17 protein-coding genes are annotated in these 19,145 nt (G+C 70.4%); 5 read left to right on the top strand and 12 right to left on the bottom strand.

All coding sequences use genetic code 11. The features are described from left to right. Positions 1-5 precede the first annotated feature (5 nt). Entirely contained in the window at positions 6-1,292 is a 1,287-nt protein-coding gene (locus QFZ26_RS15730) for a low temperature requirement protein A (protein WP_307043759.1), read from the top strand. Between the two features lie 71 nt (positions 1,293-1,363). Here the strand turns inward: QFZ26_RS15730 and QFZ26_RS15725 are convergent, their stop codons facing one another. The 6 genes from QFZ26_RS15725 to QFZ26_RS15700 form a co-directional block, all read right to left on the bottom strand. Continuing rightward, positions 1,364-1,669, bottom strand: a complete 306-nt coding sequence (locus tag QFZ26_RS15725) for an SHOCT domain-containing protein (protein ID WP_307043758.1) — start codon at positions 1,667-1,669, stop codon at positions 1,364-1,366. A gap of 157 nt (positions 1,670-1,826) precedes the next feature. Continuing rightward, complete coding sequence (locus tag QFZ26_RS15720) at positions 1,827-2,489, bottom strand: response regulator (protein ID WP_307043757.1); 663 nt, start codon at positions 2,487-2,489, stop codon at positions 1,827-1,829. Next, positions 2,486-3,655: a sensor histidine kinase gene (locus QFZ26_RS15715; RefSeq protein WP_307043755.1), complete on the bottom strand. Its 1,170-nt coding sequence runs from the start codon at positions 3,653-3,655 to the stop codon at positions 2,486-2,488. Before QFZ26_RS15715 ends, QFZ26_RS15720 begins: the two co-directional genes overlap by 4 nt. 79 nt (positions 3,656-3,734) lie before the next feature. Further along, positions 3,735-5,057 (bottom strand): M50 family metallopeptidase, encoded by a 1,323-nt coding sequence (locus QFZ26_RS15710; RefSeq protein WP_307043753.1) that lies wholly within the window; start codon positions 5,055-5,057, stop codon positions 3,735-3,737. 73 nt (positions 5,058-5,130) lie between these two features. Continuing rightward, positions 5,131-6,228: a 1-deoxy-D-xylulose-5-phosphate reductoisomerase gene (gene dxr, locus QFZ26_RS15705; RefSeq protein ID WP_307043751.1), complete on the bottom strand. Its 1,098-nt coding sequence runs from the start codon at positions 6,226-6,228 to the stop codon at positions 5,131-5,133. Positions 6,229-6,256: 28 nt separating this feature from the next. Beyond that, entirely contained in the window at positions 6,257-6,895 is a 639-nt protein-coding gene (locus tag QFZ26_RS15700; RefSeq protein ID WP_307043749.1) for a hypothetical protein, read from the bottom strand. A gap of 93 nt (positions 6,896-6,988) precedes the next feature. On the opposite strand from QFZ26_RS15700, the gene QFZ26_RS15695 reads away from it, so the two are divergent. Further along, the gene (locus QFZ26_RS15695; RefSeq protein ID WP_307043747.1) at positions 6,989-7,750 is read left to right on the top strand and encodes a lysophospholipid acyltransferase family protein; all 762 of its coding nucleotides are present in this window, start codon (positions 6,989-6,991) and stop codon (positions 7,748-7,750) included. 46 nt (positions 7,751-7,796) lie between these two features. Continuing rightward, positions 7,797-8,717, top strand: coding sequence for a hypothetical protein (locus QFZ26_RS15690; protein WP_307043745.1), 921 nt, complete (start codon positions 7,797-7,799; stop codon positions 8,715-8,717). Here the strand turns inward: QFZ26_RS15690 and QFZ26_RS15685 are convergent, their stop codons facing one another. Further along, the gene (locus QFZ26_RS15685; protein ID WP_307043743.1) at positions 8,718-9,206 is read right to left on the bottom strand and encodes an OsmC family protein; all 489 of its coding nucleotides are present in this window, start codon (positions 9,204-9,206) and stop codon (positions 8,718-8,720) included. It lies immediately after the preceding gene. Between the two features lie 112 nt (positions 9,207-9,318). Here QFZ26_RS15685 and gabT point away from each other — a divergent pair, with 112 nt between their 5' ends. Then, positions 9,319-10,695 (top strand): 4-aminobutyrate--2-oxoglutarate transaminase, encoded by a 1,377-nt coding sequence (gene gabT / locus QFZ26_RS15680; RefSeq protein ID WP_307043741.1) that lies wholly within the window; start codon positions 9,319-9,321, stop codon positions 10,693-10,695. 3 nt (positions 10,696-10,698) lie between these two features. Then, positions 10,699-11,688, top strand: a complete 990-nt coding sequence (locus QFZ26_RS15675; protein ID WP_307043739.1) for an asparaginase — start codon at positions 10,699-10,701, stop codon at positions 11,686-11,688. An 89-nt stretch (positions 11,689-11,777) separates the two neighbouring features. Here QFZ26_RS15675 and QFZ26_RS15670 read toward each other — a convergent pair whose 3' ends face one another. From QFZ26_RS15670 to QFZ26_RS15650, 5 genes are all read right to left on the bottom strand, one after another. Then, a complete protein-coding gene (locus QFZ26_RS15670; RefSeq protein WP_307045103.1) occupies positions 11,778-12,539 on the bottom strand; it encodes an ABC transporter permease in 762 nt (253 codons plus the stop codon). 137 nt (positions 12,540-12,676) lie between these two features. After that, a complete protein-coding gene (locus QFZ26_RS15665; protein ID WP_307043738.1) occupies positions 12,677-13,588 on the bottom strand; it encodes an ABC transporter permease in 912 nt (303 codons plus the stop codon). Position 13,589: 1 nt separating this feature from the next. Next, positions 13,590-14,789 (bottom strand): ABC transporter ATP-binding protein, encoded by a 1,200-nt coding sequence (locus tag QFZ26_RS15660; RefSeq protein WP_307043735.1) that lies wholly within the window; start codon positions 14,787-14,789, stop codon positions 13,590-13,592. 2 nt (positions 14,790-14,791) lie between these two features. Continuing rightward, positions 14,792-16,018, bottom strand: a complete 1,227-nt coding sequence (locus QFZ26_RS15655; protein ID WP_307043734.1) for an ABC transporter substrate-binding protein — start codon at positions 16,016-16,018, stop codon at positions 14,792-14,794. A 137-nt stretch (positions 16,019-16,155) separates the two neighbouring features. Further along, positions 16,156-19,080, bottom strand: a complete 2,925-nt coding sequence (locus QFZ26_RS15650; protein ID WP_307043732.1) for an FtsK/SpoIIIE domain-containing protein — start codon at positions 19,078-19,080, stop codon at positions 16,156-16,158. Between the last annotated feature and the right edge of the window lie 65 nt (positions 19,081-19,145).

Genomic DNA, 19,145 nt, shown 5'->3' with positions numbered 1-19,145 from the left:
GCGTGGTGAGCGAGACGACGACCGGTGACGGGCAGGCGGCGGCACCCGGACGCCCACCGCTCGACCACCGCCTGCGGCGCATGACGGGGCGCGATCCGAACGAGGCGCATCGCTCGGCCACGCCGCTCGAGCTGCTCTTCGACCTCACGTTCGTGGTCGCGTTCAGCGCGGCCGGTGCGCAGACAGCACACCTGCTCGAACTCGGCCATTGGATGCCGGCGATCGGCGGATTCCTGTTCGCCGTCTTCGCGATCTGGTGGGCGTGGATCAACTACTCGTGGCTCGCCTCGGCGTACGACAACGACGACATCTTCTTCCGCGTCGCCACGATGGTCGAGATGCTCGGCGTGCTGGTGCTGGCGCTCGGTCTGCCTGCGCTGTTCCACTCGCTCGACGAGGGCGAGTACGTCGACAACGGTGTGGTGGTTGCAGGGTACGTCGTCATGCGCGTGGCAACGATCGCGCTCTGGCTGCGCGTCGCCAAGCACGACGCCGCGCGTCGACGCACCGCGCTCACCTACGCCGTCGCGGTCGCCGTGATCCAGCTCGGCTGGATCGTGCTCATCTTCGTCAACCTGCCGCTCGGCCCCACGCTCGCGTTGACGGCGGTCCTCGTCGCGCTCGAGCTCCTGGGGCCCTATGTCGCCGAGCACGGCCGCGAGGGCGGCACCCCGTGGCACGCCCACCACATCGCCGAGCGCTACGGACTGCTCGTGATCATCACTCTGGGCGAGATCATCCTCGGCACGATCCTCGCGATCTCGGCCGTGATCGACGCGCAGGACTGGTCGCTGGAAACCATCGCCGTGGCCTTCGGCGGCACCGCCCTCGCGTTCGGCCTGTGGTGGGTGTACTTCACCATGCCGTCGGGCAAGGTGCTGCACCGCTTCCGCGAGCGGGGGTTCGTGTGGGGCTACCTCCACTACTTCATCTTCGTCGGGCTGGCAGGCGCCGGCGCGGGCCTGCACGTGGCCGCCTACGAGATCGAGGGCGTCGCCCACATCGGCATCGTGCAGGCGCTCCTGACCGTCGTGGTTCCGGTGGGCATCTTCATGGTCGCGCTGTTCACGATCTACTCACTGCTGCTTCGGCAGTTCGATCCGTTCCACATCTGGCTCTTCATCGGCAGCATCGCCGTGCTGGTGCTCGCAGTGGTCGCCGTGGCCGCCGGAGCGAGCTTCGGCGTCGGCATCCTGATCACTGCGGCATCGCCCTTCGTCGTCGTGGTCGGCTACGAGACGGTCGGCCATCGGCACCAGGCGGCCGCGCTCGAGCGAGCGTTCGCGTCCTGAGCGGCACGGCACGGCACGCCACGCGCAGCGGCGGGGACGGATGCCGCAGCATCCGGCCCCGCCCCTCCGAGCTAGGCGTTCGGCCGGTTCGCGCGGAGCACCTCGAGGCGAGCACGGTACTCGGTCTCGTCGATGTCGCCCTTGGCGAACCGCTCCGCCAGCGTCGACTCGGCGCTCGCGCCGCGTGCCCACGGCGGGCCGTACGAGCCGTTGGGACCGCCCTGCGCCCAGTACGCGTGGCGACGACGGCTGACGAGGAAGATGATCAGGCCGATGACGAGGATCCAGAAGATCGGGATGAGGAAGAAGGCCCATCCGAAGCCGGCCGCCCAGGGGCCGGAGTGGGCGACCGCGGTGGTCGCGAGGGTGGCGAGCATGATTGTCCTTTGATCGTGTGATCGTGGCGGCCGCGGATCGGGCCGTCGATTCGAGTCTCGCGATCGCGGGGCATCCGCGAATCCGCCCGGCGGAGTCACCTGGGCTGCTCCCCCGGGAGCATCGTGACCCCGGCAGCTCCTGCCGTGGTGCCGGGTGCTACTGCCAGCCGGGCGCGACGAGGCCCGACTCGTAGGCGACGACCACGAGGTGCACTCGGTCGCGCGCGTGCAGCTTCGACATGATGCGCGAGACGTGCGTCTTCGCGGTGAGCGGGCTGAGCACCAGTCGCGAGGCGATCTCGTCGTTCGTGAGCCCGAGCCCGACGAGTCGCAGCACCTCGCGCTCGCGCTCGGTCAAGGCCGAGAGGCGGGCTTCGTCGGGCGCGTCGCGAAGCCCGACAGCCATGCGCTCGAGCAGACGCTTCGTGACGCCGGGCGAGAGCAGTGCCTCGCCGCTCGCGACGACGTGCACCGCGCGGATGAGGTCGACGGGCTCGGTGTCCTTCACGAGGAATCCGCTCGCGCCGGCGCGCACCGCGCGGGCGACGTACTCGTCGAGCTCGAAGGTCGTGACGATGACGACGTGCACGCCTGCAAGCGCAGGGTCGGCCGCGATCTGCTCGGTCGCCCACAGGCCGTCGCCACCGGGCATCCGGATGTCCATGAGCACCACGTCGACCGGCTCACGGCGGACGAGCGCGAGGAGCTCCTCACCGCTCGACGCCTCGCCGACGACGTGGAGGTCGTCTTCGGCCTCGAGGAGCGCCCGGAACCCGGCACGCACGAGATGCTGGTCGTCGGCGAGCGCCACGCGGATCATTCCGCGCCTCCCCACGGCAGGCGCACCGAGACGCGGGTGCCGCCCAGCGGCGACTCGCCGACCGCCACGGAACCGCCGAGGAGCGAGGCCCGCTCGCGCATGCCCAGGATGCCGCTCCCCTCCGCACCGCGCACGCCCGCGCCGTCGTCGTCGACAGTGAGCACGAACTCGTCGCCGGCATGCTCCACCGTCACGACCGCGCGAGACGCGGCCGCATGCCGCACGACGTTCGTGAGCGCCTCCTGCGCGATGCGGTAGCCGGCGAACTGCACCGCCCGTCGCGGCGGGACGTCGAGGCGGTCGACGAGTTCGGCCTCGAACCCGGGCGAACCCACCCCGGCCACGAGCCGCGGCAGCTCCGCGAGCTCCGCCTGCGGAACGAGCGGCGCCTCGCCGTCACGGATCACGCCGAGCACGCTGCGCACCTCCTCGAGCGCGGTCTTGCTCGTCTCCTTGATGCTTCCGAGTGCCGTTCGGGCCTGTTCCGGGTCCCGGTCCATGAGGTGCAGCCCGACGCTCGCCTGGACGTTGATCTGTGACAGGGCGTGCCCGATCACGTCGTGCAGCTCACGGGCGATGCGCACGCGCTCGCGCTGCTCGGCGGTCTGGCGGCGCCGCAGGACCTCGGCGCGGTACGACGCCACGCGGGCGCGACGCACCCGTACGAAGGAGCCGATGCCGAAGCACGCAGCCAGCACGAGCGTCGTGAAGGCGATGCGGAACGGATGCCACGACACGCCGATGACCGCACCGAGCGCGATGGCCGCCACCCAGGCGACCACCACCGATGCGGCCGCCCAGACGACCGCGCCGCGGGCGACGGCGAGCACGATCGCGAACGCCAACGCGACGTACGGCGGCCCGAGGTCGGGGGTGAGCAGGAGGTCGGCGAGCGCGGCTGCCGCGATCACGGCGACCGTCGGCCCGGGATAGCGCCTCGCGCCGAGCAGCGCGAGGGGGCCTGCAGCCGCCAGGACGACCTGCAGCAGCCCGGCCGGCCATCCGACGTGCTGCCAGGCCGCGATGCCGATCGCCGCCGGAACCTGCACGAGGAGGCTGATGACGACCGGGGCGAGGAGCACGAATGCGGCCGGGGGGCGGGGGAACCGCTCAGCGCGGCCGTCCCACGGCGGCACGGGCGTTGCTTCCCACGGTGGCACGGGCATTCCCCGATCGTAACGCCGCCGCGATCGCCGCCCATCGGCCGGGCGAAGGCTCATCGACTACTCCCGCGGGAGTACGGCATCAGAACAGGGCGATCGGCTTCACGATGTCGGCGTAGATGAGGAGCAGGCTCATGCCGCCGAGCACCACGACGACCGCGAGGGTCAGCGGCATCAGCTTCGCGAGGTCGACCGGACCCGGGTCGGGCCGGCGCGCGAGCCTCGCGAACCCGCGCCGGATCGCTTCCCACAGCGCACCCGCGATGTGTCCGCCGTCGAGCGGAAGAAGCGGGATCAGGTTGAAGACGAAGAGGGCGATGTTCAGTGACGCGAGGATGCCGATGAGTCCCGCGGCCTTGTCGATGACCGGGATCTCGTCGATCGCGGCGATCTCGCCCGCGACCCGCCCGACGCCGACGACGGAGATGGGACCGTTGGGGTCGCGCTCGCCGGGGCCGAATGCGGCATTGGCCACGTCGACCATGCGCTGCGGCAGGTTCAGGATGATGCCCGCGACGGCGGCGACGTTCTCACCGACGGCGGGGAACACGGCCGTCACCGGCTGGGCGACGCGCTCGGTCGCCGCCGCGATGCCGACGAAGCCCGCCTCGACCGTGAGCGGCTCGCCCGAGGCATCCGTCACCGCCTCGCCGTTCTCGAGCGCGTACCGCTCGCTGAGGGCCGGGGTGATGGTGAGCGCGATCTCTGCACCGTCGCGGTCGACGACCATCGCGAGCTCTTCGTTCGGGTGCGCCCGGATGATCTCGGTCGATTGCTGCCAGCTCTCGATCGCGACGCCGTCGATCGAGACGATGCGGTCGCCGGGCCGCACGCCGGCCTCGGCGCCCGGCGCGGCCGGGTCTCCGGGCGCGCACACCTGGCGCTCGCTCGTGGCGGGCAGCACGCACTCGTTGACCGACCCGACGGTCGTCGAGCTCTGCGGCACCCCGAAGCCGACGAAGAGCACGCCGAGCAGCGCGACCGCCAGCACGAGGTTCATGAGCGGCCCGCCGATCATGATGATGATGCGCTTCCACACCGGCAGGCGGTAGAAGGCCCGGTGCTCGTCACCCGGCGTGATGGACTCGGTGCTCGAGTCGCGCGCGTCCTGCACGAGCCCCTGGAAGAACCCGGTGCTGTCGCTGCGCACCCGCTCGCCCTTGGCGGGCGGGAACATGCCGATCATCGAGATGTACCCGCCGAGCGGGATGGCCTTCACGCCGTACTCGGTCTCGCCCTTGCGCCGCGACCAGAGCGTCGGGCCGAAGCCGATCATGTACTGGGTGACCTTCACGCCGAACAGCTTCGCGGGCACGAGGTGGCCGATCTCGTGCAGGCCGATCGACAGGGCGAGGCCGATGACGATGACGACCACGCCGATGATGAAGGGAAGCACGGAATCCACGGCTGCAAGCGTAGTGCCGATGGCTTTGAGCGGGCTGTGCTCCTGCTCGGCTGTGACCGCCGCTTGCCGGCCGCTATTCGGCAGCCGACGTGCGGGCGATTCGGGTGCTCGCCGCCCGGCGAGCGGATGCCTCGGCGTCGGCGAGCGAGGCGACCGAGAGCGACCGGTCGGATGCCTCGTGCGACTCGACGACCGCGCGCACCGTGTCGACGATGTCGAGGAATCCGATGCGGCCGGCGTGGAACGCCGCCACGGCCTCCTCGTTCGCCGCGTTGAAGACGGCGGGGTACTCGCCGCCGGCGCGGCCGACCTGCTTGGCGAGGGCCACGGCGGGGAACGCGTCGCCGTCGAGCGGTTCGAACGTCCAGCTCTGCGCCGTGGTCCAGTCGAGCGGCGTGCCGGCCGCCGCCACGCGGTTCGGCCAGTCGAGCCCCAGCGAGATGGGCAGGCGCATGTCGGGCGGCGACGCCTGCGCGATCGTCGAGCCGTCGACGAACTCGACCATCGAGTGCACGATCGACTGGGGATGCACCACGACCTCGATGCGGTCGTATTCGACGTCGAAGAGCAGGTGCGCCTCGATGACCTCGAGGCCCTTGTTCACGAGGGTCGCGGAGTTGGTCGTGACGACGAGTCCCATGTCCCAGGTGGGATGCGCGAGCGCTTCAGCGGGCGTGACCGTCGTGAGGTCTTCGCGTCGCCGCCCACGGAACGGGCCGCCCGATGCCGTGAGCACGAGCCGGCGCACCTCGTCGTCGGTGCCGGAGCGCAACGCCTGCGCGAGCGCGGAGTGCTCGGAGTCGACCGGCACGATCTGCCCCGGCTGGGCGAGCCGCGTGACGAGATCGCCGCCGACGATGAGCGACTCCTTGTTGGCGAGCGCGAGGGTGGTGCCGCGCTCGAGGGTCGCGATCGTCGGCGCGAGGCCGACCGAGCCGGTGATGCCGTTCAGCACCACGTCGGCGTCGACGCTGCGCACGAGTTGCACGGCCTCGTCGATGCCCACCGCGGTGTGCTCGACACCGAACTCGGCCGCTTGCGTGTCGACCACTGCCCGATTCGATCCCACCCCGAGGCCCACGACCTCGAAGCGCCGGGGATTGGCACGGATGACGTCGAGGGCCTGCGTGCCGATCGAGCCGGATGAGCCGAGGATGATGACGCTGCGCACGCCTCCACCCTATGGCTGGACGACCGGCTCAGGAGAGGATCGCGACGGAGGCGGCGCGATTGCCGGGCACCGGCACGTCGTGGAACCGCACGGCACGCCACCCCGAGCCGAACTCCGGCACCGAGCGCGCGATGCGGCCGATGCCGCCGTCGTCACCGGGGATCGTGAGGGCGAGCCGCGAAGGCTCGATGAAGTCGGTGTGCCCGACCGCCCGGAGCAGCGCCGTCTTCCGCGCCCACAACGTCGCCCGCACGAGGGGACGGCGCGCGGGATCGAGCTCGTCGAGGGCGGCGCGCTCGCTCGCGTGGAACGCCGCCTCGTCCATGAGGACGCCGCCGTCGAGCGTGGTCGATTCGACGCCGACGCCCAGTGGATGCCGCGTCGCCGTGGCCGCGACGACCGCATCGGCGGCGACCGCCACGTCGGCGTACCACTGCCCACCCGAGGGTGTCGTCGGGTACGCGATCGCCGGTCGGCCGTGCCGCGCACCGCACACCGCACACGCGTGCTCGAGCTCGACGTCGTCGGCGGGAACTCCCGCGGCATGGCCGACGAGGCCTCTGAGCACTGCGTCGACCGCCGGGAGCCGCCGACCGCCGGCGTGCACGAACACGCTGGCTCCGGAGCCCTCGAGCACGATGAGCTCACCATCGGCCGTGACATCCATGAGCCCCATCTTCCACCATGCCCACACCGCATCGAGCAGCGACGCCCGCCCGAGGATATTCCCGCTCGCGCATGCCTCCCCACGTACTGTCGGATGGTGAGTGAGATCGAGGCCGACGCCGTCCCCGCCGCCGTTCAGCAGGGTCCGTTGTACCGCATCGTGCGCGGCATCCTCCGCCCGCTCGTGCGCGTCGTGTACCGGCCGACCATCACCGGCGCCGAGCACGTTCCCCCGCGCGGACCCGTGATCATCGCCTCGAACCACCTCTCGTTCGTCGACAGCATCGTGATCCCGCTCGCCTCGCCGCGGCCCGTGCAGTTCCTCGCGAAGTCGCACTACTTCACCGGCACCGGCCCGAAGGGCTGGGTGTCGCGTACCTTCTTCGGCGCGATCGGTGCGGTGGGCGTCGAACGCGGCGCCGGCGCCGCGGCGCAGGAGGCCCTCGATGCCGGCCGTCGCATCCTCGACTCCGGCAACGCGTTCGCCCTCTACCCCGAGGGCACCCGCTCGCTCGACGGGCGGCTCTACCGTGGTCGCACCGGTGTGGCGTGGCTCGCCCTCACGACCGGGGCGAGGGTCGTGCCGGTGGGGCTCATCGGCACCGAGGAGATCCAGCCGGTCGGCGCGAAGCTGCCGCGGGTGCGGCCGGTGACGGTACGGTTCGGGGAACCGCTCGACGTGAGCCGACATGGCTCCCCGACCTCGGGGCGAGCGCGGCGGGCCGCGACCGATGAGATCATGGCGGCGATCCACGCGCTGAGCGGGCAGGAGCTCGCCGAGCGGTACAACGAGACGCCGCCGCACGGCGCGTTCGCCAAGCTCGCCGACCGGGTCGCGCCGCGCGAGCGGATCTGACGCGATTCCCAGCCGCCAGCCGATCGCGACCGGTATCGTCGCTTCGATGAGCATCGCGAAGGCCGCCGTCGTGATCGCGAGCGCCGTGGCCACGGTGCTCGTGCTCGCCGGCTGCGCCGCGCCGGCGGATGTGGCGCGGGTCTCCGGCTCCGCGTCGGTCACGACCGTCACCGACCGGCCCGAGCCCCCGACGACCGAGTTCGACCCCGGTCTCATCGTGAGCGATGACTCGTTCTACGACAGCTCGGCGATGGGCGAACAGGAGATCCAGGCCTTCCTCGAGGGCGTCGACTGCCGCCCGAAGGGCCGAGTGCCGTGTCTCGCCGATTACTCGGAGAGCACGGTCACCCAGCCAGCCGCCGGGCCCGGGCACTGCGCCGAGTACCGCGGCAGCGTCCGTGAACGCGCGAGCCGCATCATCGCCAAGGCCGCGGCCGCCTGCGGCGTCAGCCCGCGCACACTGCTCGTGCTGCTCCAGAAGGAGCAGTCGCTCATCACCGCGCCGAGCGAGTCGGGTTACCTCCGCGCGATGGGCTACGGATGCCCCGACACCGCCGACTGCGACACCGACTACTTCGGCTTCTTCAACCAGGTCTACAACGCCGCGTGGCAGTTCCGGCAGTACACCGAGGAGCCCGATCGGCAGTACCGAGTCGGACCGGTCGACGTGCAGTTCCATCCGGATGCCGCGTGCGGGGTCTCGAGCGTCGAGATCGAGAACCAGGCCACCGCGAACCTCTACAACTACACGCCCTACCAGCCGAACGCGGCCACGATCGCCGATCCGCGGGCCGGCGACGCCTGCTCCGCGTTCGGCAACCTGAACTTCTGGCGCATCTGGCACCGTTGGTTCGGCGATCCGCTCGACGAGCGCTATCCGGGCTTCCTGCCCCCGTGCAGCCGGCTCGTCGGCGGCCACGCCTGCCCGCTTCCCGAGCCGACCCTGCCCACCATCGCCGGCTACTGATCAGCGGGTCGGGGCTGCCGCCACGACGGCCTCCGCGTCATGGTGCACGGGAAATGCCACCGATGCGGCGATGAAGCACTTCTCGGATGCCTCGGCGTGCAGTGACTCGGCGAGCTCGAGCATCGAGGCATCCGCCACCTCGACCCGTGGCCGGAGCGTGGCCTCGGTGAACGCCCCGCCCCCGCGCCCGTCTTCGACCATCGTGCCGGTCGCACGATCGGTGTAGCCGCGCACGACGACGCCGTGGTTGGTCGCGACGTGGAGGTAGGCGAGCATGTGGCACTCGCTGAGCGCAGCGAGCAGGAGCTCCTCGGGATTCCAGCGCTCGCGATCACCGTGGAAGGTGCGGTCGCTCGACGCCTCGATGAGGTGCGTCTTGCCGGCCGCGCGTACGACGTGCTGCCGACCGTAGGCGCGGTAGCCCGACGTGCCGGTGCCGCGGTCGCCTTGCCATTCGACCTCGACCTCGTAGTGGTGTTCGCCGAGCATGGCTCCTCCGATCGCGATGCGGGACGTGTCATCCGATTCTCCCCTGAGTCCCGCCCCGGCGGAGCCCGGCGGCGGCGAGACTCCCCGCCGGCGGCGATATGGTGGAGGCACCATGACTGACACCCACATCTCCGCCCTGACACCCGCCGCCCCGGTGTACTCCGTGACGCAGGAGCGCAAGGTCGTGACCGCCATCCCCGGTCCGAAGTCCGAGCAGCTGCACGCGAGGCGATCCAAGGTCGTCTCGGCCGGCGTCTCGTCGGCGTTGCCCGTCTACATCGAGCGCGCCAACGGCGGGATCCTCGTCGACGTCGACGGCAACCAGTTCATCGACCTCGGCGCCGGCATCGGCGTGACGACCGTGGGGCACACCGAGGAGCGGGTCGTCGCCGCGGCGGCGAGCCAGCTGCAAGACGTCATCCACACGCTCTTCACGATCACGCCCTACGAGGAGTACGTGCGCGTCGCCGAGCTCCTCGCGCTCCACACGCCTGGCAACTGGGAGAAGAAGTCGGTGCTCGTGAACTCGGGCGCGGAGGCCGTCGAGAACGGCGTCAAGATCGCCCGCAAGTACACCGGCCGTCGCGCCGTCGCGGTGCTCGACCACGCGTACCACGGCCGCACGAACCTCACGATGGCCATGAACTACAAGGCCCATCCCTATGCCACCGGCTATGGCCCGCTCGCCGGCGACGTGTACCACGCGCCGAGCTCCTACCCCTATCACGACGGCCTGTCGGGCGCCGACGCGGCGGCACGCACGATCGCCTACCTCGAGAAGGTGGTGGGGGCATCCGACCTCGCGTGCCTCGTGGTCGAGCCGATCCAGGGCGAGGGCGGGTTCATGGTCCCCGCCGACGGCTTCCTGCCGACGCTCCAGTCGTGGTGCAGCGAGCACGGCGTCGTGATGATCGCCGACGAGATCCAGAGCGGCATGGCCCGCACGGGCCGCTACTACGCGAGCGAGCACTTCGGGTGGGAACCCGACGTCGTGCTCTCCGCGAAGGGCATCGCGGGCGGGCTCCCCCTCGCCGCGGTCACCGGCCGTGCCGAGATCATGGATGCCTCGCAGCCCGGCGGCCTCGGCGGCACCTTCGGCGGCAACCCGGTCGCCTGCGCCGCGGCGATCGCCGTCTTCGAGTCGATCGAGCAGAACGGCCTCCTCGCCGAGGCCGAGCGCATCGAGGCGACCCTGAAGGCCGGCCTCGAGCGGCTCAAGCAGCGCTACGACACCATCGGCGAGATCCGCGGCAAGGGGGCCATGGTCGCGATCGAGCTCGTGCAGCCGGGCACCGGCGACACCACGAAGGCGCCGAACGCCGAAGCGGTCACCGCACTCGTCGCCTACGCGGCGCAACACGGTGTGCTGGTCCTCAGCGCCGGCACCTACGGCAACGTGCTGCGGTTCCTCCCGAGCCTCGCGGTGAGCGACGCCCTGCTCGAAGACGGCCTCCGCGTGCTCGACGACGGCTTCGCGGCCCTCGGTTGAGTCGTGGCCGGTACTTTCTCCGTCGCTGACGCCGTCGAGCTCGCCGTGGTCGAACGCAGTGGTTTCACCGAGTCCCGGCACGCCGGTTCCGCCGTCGTGCTCTCCCCCGAAGGCGAGGTGCTGCGCGCGCTCGGCGACGTGGCGACCCCCGTCTTCCCCCGATCCTGCATGAAGCCGTTCCAGGCGGTCGCCGTCATGACCTCGGGGGTCACGCTCCGCGGCGAAGACGCGGCGATCGCCACCGCGAGCCACTCCGGCACGGCGGCACACGTCGCACTCGTGCGGCGTCTCCTCGAGCGAGAGTCCCTGACCAGCTCGGCGCTCGGGTGCCCGCCGGCCGCGCCGTCCGACCAGGTCTCGCGCGACGAGCTCATCCGCTCGGGCGCCCCCCGTGATCGCGTCTACATGAACTGCTCCGGCAAGCATGCGGCGATGCTCCTGGCGTGCGTGGCGAACGACTGGCCGCTCGATGGCTACCTCGACCCTGAGCATCCGCTGCAGAAGCGCGTGCTCGACGTCGTGCAGCGGTTCACCGGTGAGCGTCCGGCCGCGACGGCGGTCGACGGCTGCGGAGCGCCCGTGCACGCCGTCAGCCTCACGGCGCTGGCGCGCGGCATCCAGAAGATCACCACGGCCGCCGCCGGTTCGCCGTTCGCGCTCTACCGCGAGGCTGCGGCGCTCACCGAGGCCGTTCGCGAGCACCCGTGGGCGGTCGGCGGCCCCGGCCAGCCCGACACGGTCGCGATCGAACGCCTCGGCGTCTTCGCGAAGGTCGGCGCCGAGGGAGTCATGGTCATGACGGCGCGCAACGGCACGACGACCGCGGTCAAGGTGCTCGACGGGTCGTCCCGTGCGTCCACGATCATCGCGCTCCGGCTCCTCGCCGGCGCCGGCGCGGTCGAGCACGACGCGATCGACGCGGTGCAGACCGAACTGGACCTCTGGGTGATGGGCGGCGAGCGTCGCGTCGGCGAGATCCGCGCCACCATCTGATCCCGCCCACGCGGAAACCCGCGCGGAATGACGGATGCCTCGGCGAGACGGATCCCGCCGCGGCCTCCGCGTGCCCGCCCTGGCTTCGGTCAGCCGAGCTTCGCGAGCCGCTTCGCGCGCGCGGCGCGCGAGACCTGGGCGACGATCACGAGTGCGATCGCGAAGAGGAACACCGCCGAGGCGATGACGTTCGCCTCGGCCGGAATGCCGCGCGACGCCGAGATGTACACGTATTTCGGGAACGTGGACACCGACCCCGAGTTGAAGTTCGTGATGATGAAGTCGTCGAAGCTGAGCGCGAACGACAGGAGCGCCGCCGCGATGATGCCCGGCGTCAGGAGCGGGAAGGTGACTCGCCAGAACACCTGGGCGGGACTGCCGTAGAGGTCGCGGCCCGCCTCCTCGAGTGCCGGATCGAGGCTCGCGACCCGCGCCTTGACCGTGACGACGACGAAGCTGATGCAGAACATCGTGTGCGCCAGGATGATCGTCGTCATGTCCTTCGCGACCCCGACCGCGAGGAACTGCGCGGCGAGCCCGGCACCGAGCACGACCTCGGGCGTGGCCATCGGCAGGAACAGGAGCAGGCTGATCGCCGAGCGCGCCCGGAATCGGTACCGCACGAGCGCGAGCGCGATCATCGTGCCGAGCGTCGTCGCGATGACCGTGGCGACCAGTCCGATGACGATGCTGTTGCCGAACGCCTCGCAGACCGCTCCGCCCTCGACGCTGCAGACGTTCAGCCACTTGTCGAGCGTGAACCCGCGCCAGGCGATGTTCGACTTGATGGAGTCGTTGAACGAGAAGACGAAGGTGTAGACGATCGGGATCAGCAGGAAGACGAAGGCCATGATCGCGTAGGCCGGCAGAAGCCAATCGCCGAGGCCGAGTCGCCGCTGGCGGGGCAGCCGGCGGGGTGCGCCCGCATCCTCCTGCTGCTCGCTCTCGGAGAAGCCGCCGAGCACCGCCGCTGCCTGCACTTCGCCGCTCACAGGAGGTCCTCCGTTCCGGATCGCTTCACGTAGATGCCGACGAGCACGAGGATCGCCGCCATCAGGATGATCGAGAGCGCAGCGGCCGCTGGATAGTTCAGCAGCACGAGGAAGTTCGCCTCGATCGCGTTGCCCATCATCTGTGTCTCGGTTCCGCCGAGGAAGTCCCGGCTGGCGTTCACGTAGTCTCCGGCGGCCGGGATGAACGTGAGCAGCGTTCCGGCGACGATGCCGGGCATCGACAAGGGAACGGTGACCTTGCGGAAGACCGTGAACGGGCTCGCATAGAGATCGCTGCCGGCTTCGAGATAACGCAGGTCGAGTCGCTCGAGGGTCGTGTACAGCGGCAGGGTCATGAACGGGATGAAGTTGTAGGTCAGGCCGAAGATGACGGCGAACGGGGTGCCGGTGAAATGGGCGTCGGGCGCCATCAGCGACAACGCCTTCAGCGACGTGATCACGAAGGACTCGTCGGAGAGGAGCTGCTTCCACGCGAGGGTGCGCAAGAGGAAGCTGATGAAGAACGGAGCGATGACCAGGACGAGCATGAGGCCCTGGAGCAGCGGCCATCGCCGCGCCTTCACGCCGATGAAGTACGCGAGCGGATAGCTGAACGCGAGCGCGAACACCGTGGCCGCGAGCGCATAGCCGAACGAGCGCACGATGTGCGGCCAGTAGTCGTTCATGACCGCGACGTAGTTCTGCCAGTTGAAGGCGTAGTCGTACTGGCCGATGTCGCCGAACTCGCGCGGCACCTGGAGTGAGGTGAGCACGAGCGAGACGAGTGGGGTCAGGAAGAAGAGGACGAGGTAGAGGATGCCGGGCAGGAGCAGGAACAGCGCGATGCGGCTCTTCCTCATCGGTGCCCGTGTCTGGCCCTCCGCCGTCGCGAACGCTGCGAAGGCCAAGTCAGTGCTCCTCGAGCTCCGCGACGAGAGCCTCCCGCCGCTGCGCGGCGATGGAGGTCGTCGAATCGTCGGCCGGGAAGCGGACGGCCTCCGACGGGGCGTCGTCGAGCCCGAAACCGTGCGCGACATCCCAGCTCACCCAGACCTCATCACCATCGGACGCCACCGGCCCCGAGCCGATGTTCTGGGCGAAGACGGTCATGGTGCCGATCCCCGGCACCGCCACGATGTACTGGGTGCTCACGCCGGAGAAGGAGACGTCGATCACGCGACCAGGCCCGAGCATGTTCCGTTCGCTCGATTCGACCGGAGCCTCCCGGTGGAGGGCCACCTTCTCGGGGCGGACGCCGATCGTCACCTGACCCGTGTGGCGCTGTGCGCGTCGAGTGGGCACGATGAGACGCATGCCGGCCGCGTCGACGGTGATCGCGGTATCGGTGGTGCCGACCACCTCGCCCGTGAACAGGTTGGATTGCCCGAGGAAGTTCGCCACGAACGCGGTGCGCGGCAACTCGTAGAGCTCGGCGGGCGCGCCCATCTGCTCGATCGCACCCTTGTTCATGACCGCCACGGTGTCGGCCATCGTCATGGCCTCCTCCTGGTCGTGCGTGACGTGCAGGAACGTCAGCCCGACCTCCTCCTGGATGGTCTTGAGCTCGAGCTGCATCTGGCGACGCAGCTTCAGGTCGAGCGCGCCGAGCGGCTCATCGAGCAGCAGCAGCGCTGGCCGGTTCACGATCGCGCGGGCGAGGGCGACGCGCTGCTGCTGTCCGCCGGAGAGCTGCGCGGGCCGACGCTGGGCGAGGTGATCGAGTTCGACGAGCCGGAGCGCCTCGTGGGCACGCCCCTCGGCGTCGGTGATCCTGCGTCGTTTCAGCCCGAACGACACGTTGTCGATGATCGACATGTGCGGGAAGAGCGCGTAACTCTGGAAGACGGTGTTCACCGGGCGCTCATGCGCCTTCGTCGAGGTGACGTCGGTACCGCCGATGAGGATGCGACCCTGCGTCGGCTCCTCGAGCCCCGCGACGAGCCGGAGCGTCGTCGTCTTGCCGCAGCCAGACGGCCCGAGGAGCGCGAAGAAGGAGCCGGCGGGGATCGTGAGGTCGAGCTCCTCGATCGCCGTGAAACCTGGGAACCGCTTGTGGATGCCGACCAACTCGAGATCGGCGCCGCGCTCGGCGAACTCGCGAACCGCCATGCTCACGACCCCAGCAGGATCTTCTGGAACTCCGCCTGGTACTTCTGCTCTTCGGCACCGTCGAGGGAGCGGAAGACGAACGCGTTAGAGAGCGTCTGCTCGTTGGGGAAGATCAGCTGGTTCTCGGCGAGCTCGGGATCGATCGCCGCGGCCGCCTCCTGCGCGCCGACGACCGGAGTGATGAAGTTGACCCACGCTGCCACCTCGGCGGCGACCTCAGGCTCGTAGTAGTAGTTCATGAGCGCCTCGGCGTTGGCCTTGCGTGGCGAGCCGATCGGTACGAGGAAGTTGTCGTTCCACAGTGTGCCGCCAGCGGTCGGGATCGCGAACTCCCACTTGTCGCCCGCCTCGGCGTTGATGACCGTGATGTCGCCCGACCAGCAGATCGCTGCCAGCGTGTCTTCGCTCTTCAGGTCTTCGAGGTAGGAGTTTCCCTTGATGTTGCGAACCTGGCCGTCGGAGACCTGCTTCTGGAGCAGCTCGATCGCTTCGTTGTACTCCTCGTCGCCCCACTTGCCGGAGATGTCGACGCCGTTCTCGAGCATGAGGAGACCCATCGTGTCGCGCATCTCGGAGAGCACGCCCACACGGCCCTTGAGCTCGGCGTTCCAGAGGTCGGAGACCGAGGCGAGGCCGCCGGGCACCGCTTCCTTGTTCCAGCAGATGCCGGCGAAGCCGCCCTGCCAGGGCAGCGACATCTTGCGGCCCGGGTCGAAGTCGACGTCTTGCAGGGAAGGAGTGAGGTTCTTGACGTTCGGGATGTTGCCGAGGTCGAGCTCCTGCGCGTACCCGAAGCGGATCCAGCGCGCGATCATCCAGTCGGTGAGGCACACGGTGTCAGCACCGATGTCCTGCCCGAGGGCGAGCTGGTCCTTCACCTTGCCGTAGTACGTGTTGTTGTCGTCGACGGCGACCTCGTAGTTGACCGCGATGCCGGTCTGCTCCTCGAACGCCTCGAGCGTCGGGTAGTTGCCCGCCTCGTCTTCGTCGATGTACGCGGCCCAATTCGCCCAGTTCAGCGTCTTGTCGGTCGAGGATGCGTCGGCGGCGGGGGTCGGCTTCGACTGACCGCCTCCGGTCGAGCACGCGGCGAGGGCGAGTGCCGCCGCGCCGCCGCCCGCGCCCGCGAGCAGGGTTCGTCGGTTCACCTGCGCCCGGCGTGCCTGCGCGATGAGGGATCGGATCATCGGGTCCTGCGGAAGTGGCCGTCGGCTCACGGGGGACTCCATTCGGGTCGAAGGCTCGTTCGGGGGTGGGAAGATATTGCCACACTGCCGGGCGACTTTCACCTGAAAATGTCCAAATCGTTAATTTCTGCACACGTTGCGTACGGATTCAGCACGAGTCTGGGTCATATGGCGCGGTTTCAGTTGTGGACGACCCCGACGGGCCAGAGTGCACGACCGGGCGGCTCTCCCGGATGCACGACCCAGCACTGCCGCAGGCCGCCGTCGTCGAGCAGCGGTGGCAGTGTCCGATCGCGAACGAGCGCGCGGTACTCGGCCGCACCGCCGTGCACGACGACGACCGCATCTTCGCGGATCGCGGCCGCGACACTCCAGTTCGACGCCCACGCGTCGGCGTCGCCGACCAGCACGAGAGCGGGTTCTCCGCACGCCGCGGACGACTCGAGGGCGAGCCGAGCGGCGGCCTCACCGCCCGGCGCAAGCAGCACCGGGGCGTGGCCGAGCGACCGCAACGTGTCAGCGTCGGCACGTGGCCTCGCCGACGCGACGGCATGCACCCGCCCTGCGACCAGCTCGAGCCGCGGCACGACCCTGGTCGGGGTCGCGGACCAGGTCGGTGCGGTGACGAGCTGAACGCGACGCCCTCGCCACTGGCCTGCGCCGGGAAGCTCGCTCGCGCGCCACAGCTCGCCCGCTCCCCCGGCCTGCACGAGATCGGACCTTGTCGGATGCCGCAGCAGCACCCGATCGCCGAAGGCGTCTCGCATCGCCTGACTGAGCCCGTGCGGCTGCGAGGTCGCGGCAGCGACAGCAAGACCACGTGCTCGCCCCTCACGCAGGATCGCCTCGAGCGACTCGAGGATCGCATGCCGGTACTCGTCGGGCCAGGATCGGAAGCGTGTGTCGAGGTCGTCGATGACGACGAGGCGCGGCAGCGACGTGCCGTGACGCACGCCGTCGAGCATCTCGGCCATGGTGTCCCAGACCTCACTTCGAGGGCCGTCGAGCATGACGACCGACCCTCGGCCGTGCAGGGCCGCCATGGCGTCGGCCACCGCCGTGAGGGCGGTGCTCCGACCACTGCCCGGCATGCCGAGCACGAGGAGGTGCCCATCGGAGTCGGGCGACCAGCTGACGAAGCCGCGACGCTGGAGCTCTGGCTCGTCGACGACGCCGAACACGATCGCCTGCAGGTCGGCCGACCCGGCCGCGTCGGCGAACCCGGCGAGCTCGGCGGCGGTGATCCGGCGTGGAAGCGGGTCGAGCCACGGGCGACGCGATCGGGGCACATGGGAGTGACGGGAGCCGGCCGCGCGGATCGCGGCCGCGTCGGCGATCGCGGACTGGAACGGCACGGGACATCCGTCGCCGCGGTCGACCACGCCCCGCCCGGGCGAGTCCGGACGGATCCTGGCAGCGGCCGGAGTGCCGACGACGGCGATGCTGTCGGCGCGCTGCACGACGCGGAGTGAGACGCGGATGGCGCAGTTCGCGACGACCTGTTCGCGCACGACGCCGTTCGGTCGCTGCGACGCGAGCACGAGGTGCACGCCGAGCGACCGCCCGCGCGCCGCGATGTCGGCGATGACGGCACCGAGGTCGGGAAAGCGCTCGATCATCGCCTGGAACTCGTCGACGACGATGACGAGACGGGCGAGCTGCATGGTGGGATCGAGCTCGGCGATGTCACGTGCACCCTCGCGGAGGAGCACCGACTCACGATGACGGAGCTCAGCCCGCAGGCTCATGACGGCGCGCTCGGCCTCGGCCTCGTCGAGATCGGTGACGATGCCCGTCACATGCGGAAGGGCCCTGATCGGCTCGAACGCCGCGCCGCCCTTGAAATCGACCAGCAGGAAGGAGACCCGATCGGGTCGATGCGCGAGTGCGAGCGCCGTGATCCACGCGAGGAGGAACTCGCTCTTGCCGCTCCCGGTCGTACCGGCGACGAGCGCATGGGGACCGTCGCGGACGAGATCGATCTCGAGCGGCCCGCCGGTCACGGCCCCGACGGCCGCCGTGAGGGTCGACCGCGAGAGAGACGGGATGGTCGGCTGCTCCAGGTCTCCGAGCCGCACCCGCGGCGGCAGGATGCCCGCGGCGCCGAGCCCTGCGCGATCGGCTGCCCGGGCTGCCTCGGCCGCCCACTGGAGCGCCTCTGCCTCGCCGAGCAGGTCGGGAACGAAGGCGAGCTCTGGTGCATCCCCAGGCCGATGGACGGTGGCCACGGCGGGCCCGTCGAGTCGGACCACGGTGCGCAGACCGGGTGGCAGCGACGAGGCATGCGGGGCGACCGCCACCAGGCATGCGACATCGTTGCGTCGATCATCGGGTTCGCCGGCGGATGCCACTGCCGACGACATCGCCCCCGCGAGCGCCTCGACGACGCGCAGGACGCGGTGCCCGCCGTCTGCGCTGAGGACGTGCGGCAATCGCGCCCCCCAGCGCCATGCCGCACCCTCCGGCAGCTCGACGGTGAGCGCACCGGGGATCGCGTGATTCGCACCCTGCACGACCACGGCCCGCGCAGCCGCACGAGCGATCGGGAGGGCACCGACGAATCCGATGCCGCCCTCGGGATCGGCGAGCACCGGTGCGTCGTCGAGCCGCGCGGCGCGCTCGAGGACGGCGCGGTCGGTCGCGCCGACCGGCGCGCCGTCGACACGGAGCGCACTGGGCGCCGCCCCGCGACCGAGCACGATCGCTGGAACGGTGCCATCGCGCCAGTGCGGGGCGAACGCGCTGTCGACGAGCAGCCTGGCCGACGGGGACCGTCGCCAGGCCGCGGCGCGCTCGCGCGCGTGACGCGCGTCGATCTCGCCATGGAGATCGTCGAGCCGCACGGCGCGCTCGTGCTCGGCGCGGCGACGCTGCCGCCTCGACAGCCGCCTGGCGTCGAACACCGACGCCACCGCGACGATCGGGCCGAGTGCCGCGAACATGAGCGAGAACATCGAGCCGGTCACCGCCCAGAGCCCGAGCGCACCGATGACGGGTGCGAGGGTCGCCAGGAGGGGGAATCCGGCCCGTGCGGGCTCGGGCGGGGAAGGCGGCAGCGCGAGCGGCGGTTCGGGGTGCGGCGGAACCGCTTCGAGACGATGCACCGTGACATCCGATCATCACCGTGCCGCGCTGGGTCGCCGAGACTCGTTGGACGTGACGCATCCCG

Origin of the sequence: Agromyces ramosus, from assembly GCF_030817175.1 — a bacterium.
In the GTDB taxonomy this organism is placed as follows: Bacteria; Actinomycetota; Actinomycetes; order Actinomycetales; family Microbacteriaceae; genus Agromyces; species Agromyces ramosus_A.
This window is presented reverse-complemented; position numbering and strand designations above follow the sequence as displayed.

Coding starts and splice junctions, on each gene's coding strand:
- QFZ26_RS15725 (WP_307043758.1), bottom strand. CDS start 1,669: ATGCTCGCCACCCTCGCGACCACCGCGGTCGCCCACTCCGGCCCCTGG.
- QFZ26_RS15720 (WP_307043757.1), bottom strand. CDS start 2,489: ATGATCCGCGTGGCGCTCGCCGACGACCAGCATCTCGTGCGTGCCGGG.
- QFZ26_RS15715 (WP_307043755.1), bottom strand. CDS start 3,655: ATGCCCGTGCCACCGTGGGAAGCAACGCCCGTGCCGCCGTGGGACGGC.
- QFZ26_RS15700 (WP_307043749.1), bottom strand. CDS start 6,895: ATGGATGTCACGGCCGATGGTGAGCTCATCGTGCTCGAGGGCTCCGGA.
- QFZ26_RS15695 (WP_307043747.1), top strand. CDS start 6,989: ATGGTGAGTGAGATCGAGGCCGACGCCGTCCCCGCCGCCGTTCAGCAG.
- QFZ26_RS15690 (WP_307043745.1), top strand. CDS start 7,797: ATGAGCATCGCGAAGGCCGCCGTCGTGATCGCGAGCGCCGTGGCCACG.
- QFZ26_RS15685 (WP_307043743.1), bottom strand. CDS start 9,206: ATGCTCGGCGAACACCACTACGAGGTCGAGGTCGAATGGCAAGGCGAC.
- gabT (WP_307043741.1), top strand. CDS start 9,319: ATGACTGACACCCACATCTCCGCCCTGACACCCGCCGCCCCGGTGTAC.
- QFZ26_RS15670 (WP_307045103.1), bottom strand. CDS start 12,539: ATGGCCTTCGTCTTCCTGCTGATCCCGATCGTCTACACCTTCGTCTTC.
- QFZ26_RS15660 (WP_307043735.1), bottom strand. CDS start 14,789: ATGGCGGTTCGCGAGTTCGCCGAGCGCGGCGCCGATCTCGAGTTGGTC.
- QFZ26_RS15655 (WP_307043734.1), bottom strand. CDS start 16,018: ATGGAGTCCCCCGTGAGCCGACGGCCACTTCCGCAGGACCCGATGATC.